Source organism: Ferdinandcohnia salidurans (assembly GCF_042680725.1).
Classification (GTDB): domain Bacteria; phylum Bacillota; class Bacilli; order Bacillales; family Bacillaceae_L; genus Ferdinandcohnia; species Ferdinandcohnia salidurans.
Genome location: NZ_JBHUEK010000015.1, coordinates 1 through 14,264, shown reverse-complemented (window position 1 = coordinate 14,264; position 14,264 = coordinate 1). Strand labels below are relative to the sequence as shown.

The 14,264-nt window shown below is 36.2% G+C and carries 13 protein-coding genes; 2 read left to right on the top strand and 11 right to left on the bottom strand.

The annotated features are described in order from the left end of the window. Window positions 1-30: 30 nt before the first annotated feature. Window positions 31-1,572, bottom strand: a complete 1,542-nt coding sequence (locus ACFSFW_RS10070; RefSeq protein ID WP_304215182.1) for an AbgT family transporter — start codon at window positions 1,570-1,572, stop codon at window positions 31-33. Between the two features lie 170 nt (window positions 1,573-1,742). On the opposite strand from ACFSFW_RS10070, the gene ACFSFW_RS10065 reads away from it, so the two are divergent. After that, entirely contained in the window at window positions 1,743-3,071 is a 1,329-nt protein-coding gene (locus tag ACFSFW_RS10065) for a helix-turn-helix domain-containing protein (protein ID WP_388037657.1), read from the top strand. Between the two features lie 55 nt (window positions 3,072-3,126). On the opposite strand, the gene ACFSFW_RS10060 is transcribed toward ACFSFW_RS10065, so the two are convergent. The 9 genes from ACFSFW_RS10060 to ACFSFW_RS10020 all read right to left on the bottom strand — a co-directional run bounded on the left by ACFSFW_RS10060 (window position 3,127) and on the right by ACFSFW_RS10020 (window position 11,593). Further along, entirely contained in the window at window positions 3,127-4,359 is a 1,233-nt protein-coding gene (locus ACFSFW_RS10060; protein WP_388037655.1) for an ATP-binding protein, read from the bottom strand. 94 nt (window positions 4,360-4,453) lie between these two features. Further along, window positions 4,454-5,632, bottom strand: a complete 1,179-nt coding sequence (locus tag ACFSFW_RS10055; RefSeq protein WP_388037652.1) for a hypothetical protein — start codon at window positions 5,630-5,632, stop codon at window positions 4,454-4,456. A gap of 234 nt (window positions 5,633-5,866) precedes the next feature. After that, window positions 5,867-7,024 (bottom strand): HD-GYP domain-containing protein, encoded by a 1,158-nt coding sequence (locus ACFSFW_RS10050; protein WP_388037650.1) that lies wholly within the window; start codon window positions 7,022-7,024, stop codon window positions 5,867-5,869. A gap of 293 nt (window positions 7,025-7,317) precedes the next feature. Beyond that, window positions 7,318-7,950, bottom strand: coding sequence for a response regulator (locus ACFSFW_RS10045; RefSeq protein WP_388037647.1), 633 nt, complete (start codon window positions 7,948-7,950; stop codon window positions 7,318-7,320). Then, window positions 7,943-8,983, bottom strand: a complete 1,041-nt coding sequence (locus ACFSFW_RS10040) for a sensor histidine kinase (protein WP_304215192.1) — start codon at window positions 8,981-8,983, stop codon at window positions 7,943-7,945. The genes ACFSFW_RS10045 and ACFSFW_RS10040 overlap by 8 nt, the downstream gene beginning before the upstream one ends. After that, the gene (gene liaF / locus ACFSFW_RS10035; RefSeq protein ID WP_388037644.1) at window positions 8,980-9,714 is read right to left on the bottom strand and encodes a cell wall-active antibiotics response protein LiaF; all 735 of its coding nucleotides are present in this window, start codon (window positions 9,712-9,714) and stop codon (window positions 8,980-8,982) included. The genes ACFSFW_RS10040 and liaF overlap by 4 nt, the downstream gene beginning before the upstream one ends. A 107-nt stretch (window positions 9,715-9,821) precedes the next feature. Next, window positions 9,822-10,469: a PspA/IM30 family protein gene (locus tag ACFSFW_RS10030; protein ID WP_388037641.1), complete on the bottom strand. Its 648-nt coding sequence runs from the start codon at window positions 10,467-10,469 to the stop codon at window positions 9,822-9,824. A 43-nt stretch (window positions 10,470-10,512) separates the two neighbouring features. Beyond that, entirely contained in the window at window positions 10,513-10,860 is a 348-nt protein-coding gene (locus ACFSFW_RS10025; protein ID WP_388037639.1) for a lmo0954 family membrane protein, read from the bottom strand. 145 nt (window positions 10,861-11,005) lie between these two features. Beyond that, window positions 11,006-11,593 (bottom strand): DNA-3-methyladenine glycosylase, encoded by a 588-nt coding sequence (locus tag ACFSFW_RS10020; protein WP_388037636.1) that lies wholly within the window; start codon window positions 11,591-11,593, stop codon window positions 11,006-11,008. 539 nt (window positions 11,594-12,132) lie between these two features. On the opposite strand from ACFSFW_RS10020, the gene ACFSFW_RS10015 reads away from it, so the two are divergent. Further along, a complete protein-coding gene (locus ACFSFW_RS10015) occupies window positions 12,133-13,179 on the top strand; it encodes an ATP synthase beta subunit C-terminal domain-containing protein (protein ID WP_388037633.1) in 1,047 nt (348 codons plus the stop codon). An 18-nt stretch (window positions 13,180-13,197) separates the two neighbouring features. Here ACFSFW_RS10015 and ACFSFW_RS10010 read toward each other — a convergent pair whose 3' ends face one another. Further along, the gene (locus tag ACFSFW_RS10010) at window positions 13,198-14,025 is read right to left on the bottom strand and encodes a cytochrome c oxidase assembly protein (RefSeq protein ID WP_388037631.1); all 828 of its coding nucleotides are present in this window, start codon (window positions 14,023-14,025) and stop codon (window positions 13,198-13,200) included. Between the last annotated feature and the right edge of the window lie 239 nt (window positions 14,026-14,264).

Sequence of the window (14,264 nt, the reverse complement as noted above, 5' to 3'; positions counted from 1 at the left end):
AAGTAATCTACAAGCTTTTATAAAAACAAATTAATTCATGTACATTTGAATTCCTGGTCCAATTGGAATACCAAATAGGCCAAATACGAGTAGCATGACAATCCAGATTGCTAAAAATGCAATTGAGTAAGGAATCATCAGTGCCATCAATGTACCAATTCCAGCTTTTTTATCATATTCATTCATAAAAGCGAGGATAATCGCAATATATGGGTTAAGTGGTGTTAGCATATTAGTAGATGATTCACCAATACGATAAGCAACCTGAACAAATGCTGGATGATAGTTCATTAGCATCATCATTGGAACAAAAATAGGCGCTTCGAGTGCCCATAATGCTGAACCACTCGTTACAAATAGACTAAGTAATGCGGTTAAGATAACAAAGCCAATGATGACAGCTAAGCCCGAAATATTTGCATCACTTAAGAATGCTGCACTATTAACAGCAATCCATGTTGCGAGATTACTCCAGTTAAAATACGCAATAAATTGTCCAATCGCAAATACGAGTACGATATAAGGAGCCATTTCGGTAATGGCCTCAGTCATATACTTTGGTACATCCGATGTGGTTTTGATTTTTTTCATTGTCACACCAAAAGTAATACCGACGACTACAAAGAAAAGGAAAATAATCGGAATAATCCCACTTAAGAATGGCGACGGAATTAAACCACCATCTTCATTTGTTAACGGGGAATTAGGAATATAGATTAATGTTACAATAGCCCCAATATAAATAAGTGCAGCAATTAATGTATTTCTAAGTGCCTTCTTTTCAAGTGGATCTACTTCCTTCGATGCTTCGCTAACCGAGCCACCTTCATATTTCCCAAGCCTTGGTTCAACTATTTTATCGTTGACAAATACCCCAACTACGGTAAGAACAAATACAGAAGCACTCATAAAAAACCAGTTATCGACAGGTGTAACCACTACATTTGGATCAATTGTTTTTGCAACCTCTGTTGAAATTCCAGATAGAAGCGCATCTGTACCAGCAATCAGGATGTTTGCCGTAAACCCAATTCCAGCACCCGCAAATCCAGCAGCTAAACCAGCAATCGGATGTCTACCCATCGTATGGAAAATAACAGCTGCAAGAGGTGGAATAATAACAAATGCTGCATCAGATGCAATATTACCCATAATCGCTACAAAAAACACAGCATAGGTAATAATTGACTTATGCGCTTTCATGATTGATTGTTTAATTGCACTCTCAAGCAATCCAACCTTCTGAGCTAGTCCAATCCCTAGCATCATTGTTAAAACAAGACCTAACGGCTTAAAGCCAGTAAAGTTATCCAACATTGTGGTTAACATAAACTGTAGTCCTTCACCAGAAACTAAGCTTTTAATTTCTAGTTCTTCACCAGATCCTGGATGGACAACAGTCACATCAAATAGACTAACGACCCAAGATAACAGAATCATAAATCCTGCTAAATATACGAATAACATAAATGGATGTGGTAGTTTGTTACCTAACACTTCAATAAAGTTTAATATTCGCATATATCCTTTTTGATTTTGATTGTTCTGAGTTTCAACTGTTGGTTGAGCCATCACATCACCTCTTTTATTTTGGTTTATTTTCGGACACCTTTTGTCCACTTCCTAATATAGTTTCTATCATAATAGAAAAAATAAAGAATTACAATGTAAGATTCTGACTATTTTCTATAATGTCTATTTTTGCTATAGTATAATAAAAGGAAAAAACAAGGAGTTAACAGATGTTTCAAATAGGAATCATCACAGCAAAAAATTCATTAACATGGATTCGAGAGTTAGAGAACTTTTTTGAAAATCAATGTAAGTTTACATTTCTTCCATACGAAAACTTTAATGAAATTAAAGAAATGTATGAAAAAAACGCCCTATTTATGGACGGCATCATCTTTAGTGGTCAGGTACCCTATTTTTATATGAAAAAGGAATTAACGTACTTTGAAAAACCTACCATTTATTTTGATTTAAATGAAAGTGATTTTTATAAAACATTATGCAAAACAATTTTAAAAGAAAAGAATTTTGATATTTCAAGAACATTAATTGATTTTATTTTTGAGCAAAATAATTTTCTAGGATTAAAGGAATGGTTAGAAGAAGAAGAATTTCCCTATTTTCATAACGAGGATATTGAGTCATTTGACACAGAGACAGTATATGACGACGTGTTTCAACAGCATATAAGCTTATTTGAAGCTGGCAAAATCGATCTTTCTTTTACGAGGGTTAGTAGTATATCAAAAAAATTAACTGAAAACGGCATCAAACATGTTATTGTTTATCCTTCCTTAGAATCAATGGTTAAAAAAGTGAGTGATTTTATTAATCAAATTAAAATGATGCGTTTAACTGAAAATCAAGTAGCTATCGGTAATATTGCCATATCACAAATAACAATAAGCCCTGACATGAATCATGACCTGGAACGAAAAATGTTACTGTTGAATCAAGCACTGTTAGATTACAATAGTAAAAATCAACACGGCTTTATTATCCAGAGAAACTTCCTTAATTTTGAGGTCATTACAAACTATAAGGCATTGAGAGACATTACAAATGAGTTTACACAATGTTCGCTACTGTCCTATCTTAAGCAAGCATTACCTTATGAAATAGATATTGGTTGGGGAATTGGCAATTCGTTGCAAGAGGCTCGTCTCAATGCTGAACATGCAAACAAAGAAAGAAGAATCGATCGAGGAACGTCCTATATAATGACCGAAGATGAACAATTAATCGGACCTCTTGGTGATGAGACATGTTTACAGATTCCTAATCAACTGAACATCCAAATTGAGAAATTTAGCAGCCAAATAGGCATGTCTGCATTAAATATACAAAAAATAATGGCCGTTTTGGAAAAGCTTCAAACAAATGAAATTGTTTCAGATGATCTTGCCATTCATTTCGGAATATCTCAAAGAGCAGCAAACCGTATCTTGCAAAAGCTTGAGGAAAAGGGAGTAGCAGAAGTTTCTTATAAAAAGCAAAAAAAATTACGTGGTAGGCCCAAGAAAGTTTATCATATTGATTTCTTAGCTAAATTATCTTAATCTTTGAGAAAATGTATACATTGAAAACAAAAGCCGACTCCCAGAGTCGACTTTTTTATTGCGTAATCGGTAAGATAATCTCTACCTTTGTTCCTTTTGCAGGTTTACTATTGATGCTAATTTTCCCCTGATGGTCCTCGATGATTTTTTTAGACACCATTAAGCCTAGACCCGTTCCATAATCCTTTGTAGTGAAAAATGGTTCGAACAGCTTTTCCTGTACATCCTCAGGAATTCCACAGCCCTCATCACTAATGATAAGAGATACCATGTTATTTGCGGTTTGGCTGCCTGTAATCGTTAGCTTACCACCCTCTGGCATGGACTCATAACCATTTTTAATGAGATTTAAGAAAACCTGTTTCATTTGTTTCTCATCACATTCGATATCCGGAACAGCCTCATCCATTTTCAGAGCAATTGCAACATTCCTCGCGTTCTCAGATTGCTCAATGATCGAAAGGACATATTCAAGAAGTTCCTTTAGATTACATTTCGTCACATTAATTTGCCTTGGTTTGCCGATAACCAGTAAATCATTAAGGATTGAATTAATTCGATCAATTTCCTGCTCCATGATCATATATTGCACTTCATCCTCTTTATGTTTTTCCCGCTGAAGTTGGGTAAACCCTTTTAAGGACGCCAACGGATTACGAATTTCATGACCAACCGTCGTCGCCATCTGCCCCACAAACGCAAGCTTCTCCTTCTTGCGGAGCTCCTCATGCGTTTCCGACAGTGCTTCGATATACGAGTAGAAACGGGTTAGGAGGATGTAACCAATGGTTGAGAAGATCATAACTAATACAATTGGAATAAAAGCCACCGGTGATTGAATGACTATTACAACGATTAAATATCTTAAAAAAGCAGCAATTGATGTAGTCCAAAAGAAACGTTTATTTATAAATAGCGGTGAAAATAAAACAAGAATTAATTCTGCTGCATTTCCACTTGAATAAGACGAAGGGTCATTTATAAAAATAATACAATCATAAATCATTGCTAGAGAAAAATAAAACAACACATAAATATATTTAATGATTGTTTGCTTTCCTTTTTTAAACAAGTAGATTGAATAAATTAATAAAGCCAAATAAAGCAGGTAATTTATTAAACCAATTCCAATACTAAATCCGGGTGTAATTTCACTACCTCTTTTATCAAATAATAAGTAGTAAAATATATCAAAACCGATTAAAGTTAAATAAAATGATATTAAATATATTTTTAAAGCACGCTTTTCTTCATGCGGTAATAACGTAGATGAATTTTTCTTTCCCATTATTAGCCCTCTTTAATTAAATGATCTTCCTTGCGATTAATACAATACATTATATACTAAAAGTCCTATACAACTAACAATTTTTATCAATTTTCTACATTCTTCTTATATAAGACTTAAAAAACGAGTAAATTAATAACCCTATAAGTACTGCCATCTGTATGCTAAACAATATTGCATCCCAAAATTTCGAGTCCGTAATAGGACTACGGAAACCAGGTAATATATTAATAAACATATATACTAATTGGGGCAAATAATAGACGAAAAATAATCCTAAAGTGACCCCTACTCCAATTATAAAAAATAAACTGTACGTTTTAACAATCTTTTCCTCGCCACTGAAAAGTTCATTATTGTTAGTATTTAATCGCAAAAGGATATTTTTAATATATTTAGTACTACTTTCCATAAGGTTATATACGCCTGTAATATTCTCAAATAGATAATAAAAATCAGTTTTCATATAAATACAAGCCTGGAAAACAATTCTTATTAGCACATCAAATACAATAAGTCCAATTATACCAGAAACTATATTCGATTGATTTGGTGTATATAATTGAATGATTAAGGCTAGAAAAAGAACAACATTATCTAAACAAACCCCTGCTAAATAAAGGATATTTCTATGCTTTGCAGGGAGTTTCCATGCCATCGAAAGATCCGTTTCAAATACTACAAAATATAATCGATGTCCAATATCCAATCTTGTTGGAAGGCCAAATGACCTAATTGCTAATATATGTCCAAATTCATGTATCAAAACAAGAAAAAAGGAAAGAGAGCCTAACAATAATATGTTTAAGGATAAGATATCAAATACAAATAAGTCCTTGTAATGAGGAAATAAAGAAGGATGAACGATAAAGATGCCAATATTGGCAATAAAAAATACCAGATATAGATAGTTAAGATATTTATTAAAGAATACTTTTCCTAGCTTTTGTGGTATCCAACCAAGCCCTAACTTGCCATTCTGTTCCTTTTTTTTTATTATCTCCGAACCATTGACTGATTGCACTAGATTTAGTTCAAGGAGCTGCTCACCAAAGCCAATCATATTAATGTCTTCGTCTGGAAAGGCTTTTATCAACTTTTCTTCAATTTCACCTAACCTCAACCCTTTTTGTATAAAACCTAATGCATCAATACAAACTAATGGCATTTCGTAAAAGTCGTGGGTTGAAAGATCTTCCACAATATAGTTTTTAGTGTCCTTTCGAATTTCAATATCATGTAATGTTAGTAGTGCTTCTTTTGTTAGTCTCAATACATTCACCCTAATGTTTTTTCTTATATGCAGATTATAACATTATTCGACAAACAAACACATTTGTGTTGATATTAAGCAAATAAAAAAGGATGCGCATTAAAAGCAAGCATCCTACTCTTTATTATGGAGTTCTAGGTGTAAAAAAGCACCACCAACAAGTTGTCTTTACTTTTTTAAGCTTTCTGATTTTCATATTTTTCATCCTCCTTTCAATGTAATTTCTATATCGACTTAATTAACATCATCATTTTGTAAAATCTTTTCCCAAGTTGGAAAAACTTCTTTAAATGTTTCAACTAGATTAGGGTCAAATTGTGTTCCTTGTCCCTCAATAATTCTTTTGTAGGCTTCCTCAGCAGGAAGAGCACTTCGGTAAGATCGTGAGGAAGTCATTGCATCAAAGGCATCGGCAATTGCAACAATTCTTGCAAGGTACGGGATATTTTCACCCTGTAAATTATCGGGATATCCTTTACCATCCCAACGTTCGTGATGGGAACGGATAACAGAAATATTTCCCTTTAAACCTTCAATATTTTTTACAGCTTCCGCACCAACTACTGGGTGTGTCTTAATAACCTCAAACTCTTCTTTTGTAAGTTTAGAAGGTTTCATCAATATCTGGTCAGGAATATTAACCTTTCCAATATCATGAAGTAAGCATGCATAATTAAATGCCATTAACTCTTCATTCGTAAATTCTTTTACTTCTTTTGCAAGAGATAATGCATAACTTGCTACCCGTTCACTATGACCTCTAGTATAAGGGTCCTTTAATTCAAGAGCCGCAATTACACCTTTAACCATACCTTCTAGTTGTTCATTATATGAAGTTTTAACAGCCTGTACATAAGATTGAAATCTAAATAAAAAGATAAGTGCTATTACAGAGAATACTGCTGTTAATATTAACGGAAAAAATGCATCACTGGTGCGGAGAATTCCTCCTATTATCAAATAGCGTATAAACTCACCGATAGTGACCACATAATAAAATCGTTTACTGACAAAGATAGGAGAAAATAGAACTATGAACATTTCTGCAAGATTACCACTTTTATATTCATATGAACTATTAAGATAGAAAGATACATCATTTAATATTGAAAGTACCATATAGGTTATTACTACTACGTACTTAGTTAGATAAAGCTTATCCTTTTTGCTTAAATAAATTGCTACTGGAATAAGTAGAAACATAATAATATAAACCACATATCCAAACTTACTTGGAAGTCCTGGACTTGTGCCCGTGACAAATTTCGGATAGATAATATAATAGAACAAATCATAAACAATCATTATTAAGTAAAAAAGGCCTAAAAACCATTTTAATGTACCTTTTTCTTCAGAACTAAGAATAGTAGATTTGCTTTTCATTTTCTGCATCTCTTTTTCTCCATTTTCTCTTATATTTCTAGATATATATGCAATAATCCTTTTTTTATAACAAAAAAGGTACAAAAGTCACAGACGCAATTCGTCAAATATCGACTTTTCAATTATAAACCATCTGTCCTACAAACTAAATAGTTAATTAGGTATAAAAATCTTCCTCAATCACATAAATTATGGTAATCGCCTTATAGGCCCTTGTGCCCACTCGATAAAAAACGTTCTTTTATTTTAATACAAAAATAAAAACACAGAAAGAAATCTGCGTTTTTTGTCGAAATATTATTTTATTTTACAAGAGAATGTTTGAATGCGTAAATGACCGCTTGTGTCCGATCTTGTACCTCTAGCTTACTTAATATATTACTTACATGTACTTTTACCGTTTTTAGTGCGATAAAAAGTTCATCCGCGATTTCTTGATTCGTTTTTCCATCCGCGATTAAAAGCAAGATTTCCATTTCTCGGTTTGTTAATTCTTCATGTGGAAGCTGTTTTTCCTTTTGTCTCATTCGAACCATCATTTTTCCCGTAACTTCTGGTTCTAAAACCGACTGTCCATGATAGGTTTTACGTACGGCTTCAGCGATTTCACTCGCCTTCGAAGTTTTTAACATGTAGCTCGTTGCACCCGCTTCTAAAGCAGGATATACCTTTTCATCATCAATAAAGCTTGTGACGATGATAATTTTTGCTTCAGGCCAGCTCTCAATGATTCTTCTGGTTGCCTCAATGCCATCCATTTCCTTCATTACGAGGTCCATTAATATAATGTCAGGTCGAAGCTCTAGTGCTAAATCAACCGCTATTTTTCCGTCATCTGCTTCACCTACGACTTCAATATCTGGCTGTGCGGATAAATAGGAGGAAACTCCTATCCTTACCATTTCATGATCATCGACAAATAATACTTTAATCATTTTCTCCACCCTCTAACACTGGTACTTTTACTTCAATCCGTGTTCCTTTGTCTTTAAGACTAACGGTCCGCATTGTACCGCCTATTTCCACTGCACGTTCATACATATTCTGTAGACCATAAGAACCAGTCTTCGCTTGTTCCACATCAAATCCAATTCCATCATCAACGATTCGTAAAATGATAAATTCATCCCTTTTAATTAGCAGGACTTCTAACTGATTTGCTTTTGCGTGGCGGAGGGTGTTTGAAACTGACTCTTGAAGAATGCGAAATAAGTGGTCCTCGACCCCTTTATCAATTTGAAAGTCCTCAATCTTTGTTTCAATTGTTACGGGTACCTTCTGTGATAATTCAACTAATAGCTCCTGAATTCCTTCTTGGAGTGTCTTTCCTTTTAATGCAACTGGACGTAAATGGAGCAAGAGTGCACGCATTTCTAGTTGTGATTGATGAATCATTTCCTCAACAAGCTTAAACTGTTTTGCCTCACGTTCATCTGTTCGTGGCTTTGACTCATTGATAGCGGACATCATCATCGACGCAGCGAAGAGCTGTTGGCTAACGGAATCATGGAGTTCTCTCGCTAAACGGTTACGCTCATCGGAAACAATTTGTTGTATTCGTTTTTCCTGATCCTCAGCCTTTTCATTTGCAAGTTTTTGGGACAGCTTCGTTTGTTCAGCGATATGAGTTTGTAGCTTTTTAATCCGCTCCCAAATGGTGTTGAATTCAGCTGTTTGGTTTACTGGGATGTCAGAAATGGATCTTCCCTGTTCCATTTGATAAATCGCGTTAGACACAGAAAGTAACTGTTTTCTCCATAAATACCCTGACAATATCCCAAAAACAAGCCCAGCAATTAAGCTCAGACTTAAGGTTAAAATAATATACGGTAAATCCATTAGCTTTGTTTGCCAGAGTTCTGCCCAATTGGCTAAAGGAAAGGCCATGAATGCAATGACATGAGCCACTACAAATAAAAACACCGAGACACAAATACCAACAATAATTTGTTTTTTTACGGTACTCATGCTCGTTTCACCTCTAGGTCCCCCACTCCAATGGAAGTGACGATCTTAATCTTGGGTTCTGTGTGATCATATTGTTCAGTCTGATAATGAAGTGTTTGGTTCACCGTCTTAGCGTCCTGATTTTCAAAGATGGTTGTGGCTCCATAAAGGACGGAATGATGTACCTTTACTTCAACCTCATACGGGACAAAGATTTGAACATTTCCAATCACATTTCGAATAAAAATAACTGATTCACCTTTAGGTAAAACCGTATAGCTTAAATCAATAATCGTATCGCCAATTCCAGACTGAATGTTCACATCGTTCCATTCATACACATACTCTGGTGTTTTTTGTTGACCCAAGACGATGTTTTGAAACAAGGGCTGACGTCTAAGAATTGGTTCTTGTTTCGATGTTTTTTCCGATTCTTTTATTTCAGGTTTAATATAATGTGGCTTTTTCTTAGATTGTAAAAATTGAATAAGTAAATAAATAAGAACAGCAAGAATCAAAAACTTTACTGTCATCATATTTAAAATGGTAAAAGCTAAACTAATCCATCCAAACCAAAACAGGATTTTGCCAAATGTTCGCGGCAATTTTTTACGGCCAATATAAATACATCCAAACGATATTACAAAAGAGAACAGGACTCCGCCATTAAAAAACGTAACTTCAATGATTAATAAAATAATTCCAAGAAGAAAAAATGCATTAAGATTGTCTGATTTGATTTTATTTAACATGTCCGGATCCTCCCTTCATTTCATTGAATGCATTGATTATCGCCCGTAAGTTATAGGGGCTAAGAAGACGTAGATTGTCTACGCCTTCTTAGAATACCATGTTTTCACTATGAAATTGAATGTGTTTCTTCATTTTTTACTTCTTTTTCAAGCTGTGCAATTCTTGCATCAATTGTGTTGCGATGGTAAGAGGAATTTACTTGATGCTCGAGACGATCAAGATATGATTCCATATCTTCAAAAGTTCTTGAAGCTTTATTTGTATATGCATTTGTATCTAGCACTTGATTCATGCGGTGATTAGCACGTGCAATGTTCTCACGCCCCATTAATTCCATACGCTTGATATGCATATCTTTAAGCTTATGCTTCATCTCCTCATACTTTTTCTCAAGTCCGATAAGTTCTGTAGCCGTATTTTTTAACGCTTCCTGTAATTTAGCAGCACGTTCTTCATATGACACTTGTTCCTGAACAGCGAACTCATATAATTCTGTTTCACCAGCTTGCTGTGCTACACCCGCTTGGTATTTACGCTTTTCAGCAAGATCCGCTGCTTCGCGATGTTCTCTTGCAAATTGATCCTTTAATGAGTGCTGACGCTCGACAAGCTTGCGAACCTTCTCAACCTCTGCCTCACATTGACGTAGATACTGGTTAAGCAACGCGATCGGGTTTTTCTTTTCTTTTTCATCCAACACGCCATGAAAATCTGCTAAAATTGTGTCCTTTATACGAGTTAATAGGTTTGCCATTTGTATCATTCTCCTTTTTAATGAATAATTTTATTTCTTAAAATTAACGTTTGTTCAATTCAGCCCATTGTCTTTCAAAGTTAGTGAATGGGTCAGTTGATTCAGATACGACTTCTTTTTTTTCTTTTTTCCAGTTTTTAATAACAACATATAGGATGTATGCTGCAACGACGCCTAGAATTGCAGGTGCATTTGAAGCTGACGCAATAAGAGAGATAACCCCGACAATTGCCCATAGTACCTTACCCAGTGTTGAATCAGTCTTCATAAACTGTTTAAATGCAAAATACAGAATGGCTAAGCTAATCGCTAAACCAATCAGTGGTCCAACCTGCGATAAAAGCACAATTGCTGCAATACCTCCAAGAATAAACAATCCGAATTTTTTCATGTTTACTTCCTCCTTTCATGATTCAATCTTATCCTGATTTTCGATTTGCTATAATGAGCCCCAGTTATATTTTTCACTAGGACCTGAGGCTTAGAAGGCGTAAGTTTTTATGAAAAAAAGGGTCTGCTCAGGTACGAGCAAACCCTTATCTTTTGCGGGAAACAAATGGATTGTCAGTGATCCAAAATCGCCACGGATAATCCTTGGCCTCTCCTGTATTTTCAATTCCAATTCGTGGGCCGATTGAGATGTCTTCGGGGATATAGCCTTTTGTGATGTAAATGGGTGGTTCAAAAAATGGGCGTCCGTAGTCCTCCATTGTTATCCCTAATGCTTTCGTTAGTTTTCCTGGGCCGTTTGTTAGATTTTTGGCGGGCATTTGGCCGCGGCGTTCATACATAAGGCTCATTCCTCGGTCAGGCTCAACCGCTCGGATAAGAATTGCTTCTGGGATGTCAATTTCGTTACTGACCACATTCACGAGACAATGCGTGTGCATCTGATATGTATAGACATAGCCCGGTTTGCCGAACATCACCTCTGTTCGCTTCGTCCTTCGATTGTTAAAAGAATGCGCCGCACGATCAAGTTGGCCTTTGTAGGCTTCGGTTTCTACGATGTAACCTGATGCCACACCTTGTTCGGTTTCTTTTATAAGCTTACATCCGAGGAGAGCTTGGGCTAGATCTAATGTAGGTTGATGAAAAAATGATTCAGGTAGGATATCCGTCATGGCAACTCCTTTTGTTTCGGTTTTTAGGTATAGTATGGGATTGGGGCGGTGGGTGTATTCTTGAGGGGTTTAGAGTTGCATTCGGATGGGATTCGTACCCTCAAGTGAGATTTCTGTGGGTGGTGAGGGTATGATTACACCTTTTTCGTGCCCTCACTGAGGTGGATCTGAGCTTGTGAAGGTACGATTATACCCTTTTCGTACCCTCACTTGGGTGGCTCTGGGCTTGTGAGGGTACGATTACACCTTTGCGTACCTTCACTTGGGTGACTCTGGACTTGTGAGGGTACGATTACACCCTTTTCGTACCCTCACTTGGGTGGCTTTCGGCATATGAAGGTACGAAAACGGCCACTTATCGAAAGGACGAGTACCCTGGCGAACTAGCTTAAGACTGGACAAGCGTTAGTATTAATTTTGCACTATCAATTTTAGTACTACCAAACCACAACCGTAAAAAAAATTACGCTACAGCGAAAATACCTATTGCATCCAAACGGAATTTAGATTACTCTAAAAAGTAACAGGAGGTGAAAATTTTGGAAGATATTCGACTCAATGTTTCTTTACTTCGTAGAAGAGTACCCAATTTAACAACTGCTGCTCGTTCAGTAGGATTACGTCCGGCCACTGTCTCTAATCTGTGTACTGGAAAAATTCCAGTAGGTCGAGCAGAGGTACGCACACTTGTGGCGCTTGCTGATTTAGCTGAATGTAGTTTGGATGAATTATTAATTCGAGGGGAGAAAATGGAAATGATTGAAACTGGGATTAAAACGCTTGATGTCTTTGCTCCGTTAGCAAAAGGAGGTACAGTTGGTCTTGTCGCTCGCCCAGGAATGGGGCAGCTTGTAGTTCTTGCAGAATTATTTCATCGCTTACGTAATAATGATTTCACGACAGTATTACTTTTACCGGAAGGAGATCATCTAGGGGTTAATGATGTTTTAGATGAAGTTCAAATCCAAGTCAAAACAATTAAAGAAGCCTACGATGAAATCGCAAAGATTGGGATAACTAAGGAAATTGTTTTTGCAGCTGACCGATCACATGTGATTACGGGGGAAATCCAAACCCTGCAAGAAAAATTACATTCAATTGGAATTGACTCTGTCACTACGGTTCTTGTGGACTTAAAAGGTGAAGTTGTCGATGAGGATGTTCCATTTGGACCGCTTGAAACATTATGGCAATTTGACGCTGACCTCACTGCAAGACATCAATACCCTGCCATTAATCCAGTATACTCAACCTCTTCCGTTCTTGAAGGGGCACACCTAGACCAAACACATTTCACAATTCAACAGCGCGCCAAAAAACTATTACGAAGATACCGCGAGCTTCGTTCACTCGTTACGGTGCATGGGATTGAAAAGCTACCAGAAACTGAGGTTCAAACCTACAAACGTGGTGAACGTCTTGAAGCCTATTTAACTCAACCGTTTTATGTAGCAGAAGCCTTTACTGGTAAAAAAGGCGAATCGATTAGTTTACAGGATACTTTACTCGATATCCGCAAAATTCTTGATGGCTCTACCGACTCAAATGACGTCTCAGAATTAGCCTACATCGGAAAACTAAATTAAACTCACAAAGGCAGGAAATCACTTCCTGCCTTTTTTCATAAACAACCATATTGCACTCAAGCCGAAGATTAGTGCTTGTGTGATAAATAGGATGATGGCTCCGTTTTTTTGTTCTCCAACTGGTGGATATGGGAGTAGTGTTTCTAATAAATCTGGCGGAATCTCCTCACCGAGAGGCATACATAATGCCAGTGCAGCCAACATTTGACTTGTGTCACTATATACAGAATACAATGCATCAGCTGCGAGCCATAAAAACAGGGTCACTGGTAAAAACAATACAATGTTAACCACTATATAAATAAGCTTTTTCTTAAAAGTCATCTGATCATGTTCTTTGATTGGTCCGATGATTGGCCACCATAATAAGACGGCTGCTACTATCAAGCCAATTAAAAAGAAATAGTTTGTAAAGTATCCTGTTCGAATCCAGTCAAACATTTCAGGTACGTGATATCCAATTAACAAACCGTGGAAGAGAACAATTGTAAACACGGGATAAGTTAAAACACGATAAACTCTTTTCACACCATTTTTTTGGAGCACTTTTTCAAGCAGATTTGTCTTTAACCCAATTACAATCAACGGTGCTGCAATAAGAAGTACAATCACAATCTGAATGATGTGAGCACGAAACAGCATGCGTCCTAATAGGTTCAAAGGACTTCCCACAGCTAATAGAATTAGCAGCATACTCCCCGTAAACGCCATTGATTTATACTTCGGATGATCTTTTGGTGTTGGTAAAAGGAACATATATAAGACAATTAAAATCAAGGTAAAAAAGATGATACCCCCATTCCATTGGGAGTGAAAACTAAAACCATCTAATATTTGACTAATCACAATATCACCAGCTTTACGGATATTGGTTGCTCAGAAGGTCACAATCCTGCGCTTTTGACTTCTCCACGCCAAAACTCTTCTAAACATACGCTTCTACTTTCATTGTAAATCCTTATGTCCCTGCTGGAATATGATTTATATCACATGTCGTTTTTCAGACATTTTTCAGACAAAAAAAAGAGTCTGGGACATAACTAGCTTCGAATAGTGAAAAAGGTGAATTTGAGCGCGCTCAAACT

Bases quoted from the DNA above. Each gene is read 5' to 3' on its own strand.
- ACFSFW_RS10070 (WP_304215182.1), bottom strand. From the start codon at position 1,572: ATGGCTCAACCAACAGTTGAAACTCAGAACAATCAAAATCAAAAAGGA.
- ACFSFW_RS10060 (WP_388037655.1), bottom strand. From the start codon at position 4,359: ATGGGAAAGAAAAATTCATCTACGTTATTACCGCATGAAGAAAAGCGT.
- ACFSFW_RS10045 (WP_388037647.1), bottom strand. From the start codon at position 7,950: ATGATTAAAGTATTATTTGTCGATGATCATGAAATGGTAAGGATAGGA.
- ACFSFW_RS10050 (WP_388037650.1), bottom strand. From the start codon at position 7,024: ATGCAGAAAATGAAAAGCAAATCTACTATTCTTAGTTCTGAAGAAAAA.
- ACFSFW_RS10025 (WP_388037639.1), bottom strand. From the start codon at position 10,860: ATGAAAAAATTCGGATTGTTTATTCTTGGAGGTATTGCAGCAATTGTG.
- ACFSFW_RS10020 (WP_388037636.1), bottom strand. From the start codon at position 11,593: ATGACGGATATCCTACCTGAATCATTTTTTCATCAACCTACATTAGAT.
- ACFSFW_RS10040 (WP_304215192.1), bottom strand. From the start codon at position 8,983: ATGAGTACCGTAAAAAAACAAATTATTGTTGGTATTTGTGTCTCGGTG.
- liaF (WP_388037644.1), bottom strand. From the start codon at position 9,714: ATGTTAAATAAAATCAAATCAGACAATCTTAATGCATTTTTTCTTCTT.
- ACFSFW_RS10065 (WP_388037657.1), top strand. From the start codon at position 1,743: ATGTTTCAAATAGGAATCATCACAGCAAAAAATTCATTAACATGGATT.
- ACFSFW_RS10030 (WP_388037641.1), bottom strand. From the start codon at position 10,469: ATGGCAAACCTATTAACTCGTATAAAGGACACAATTTTAGCAGATTTT.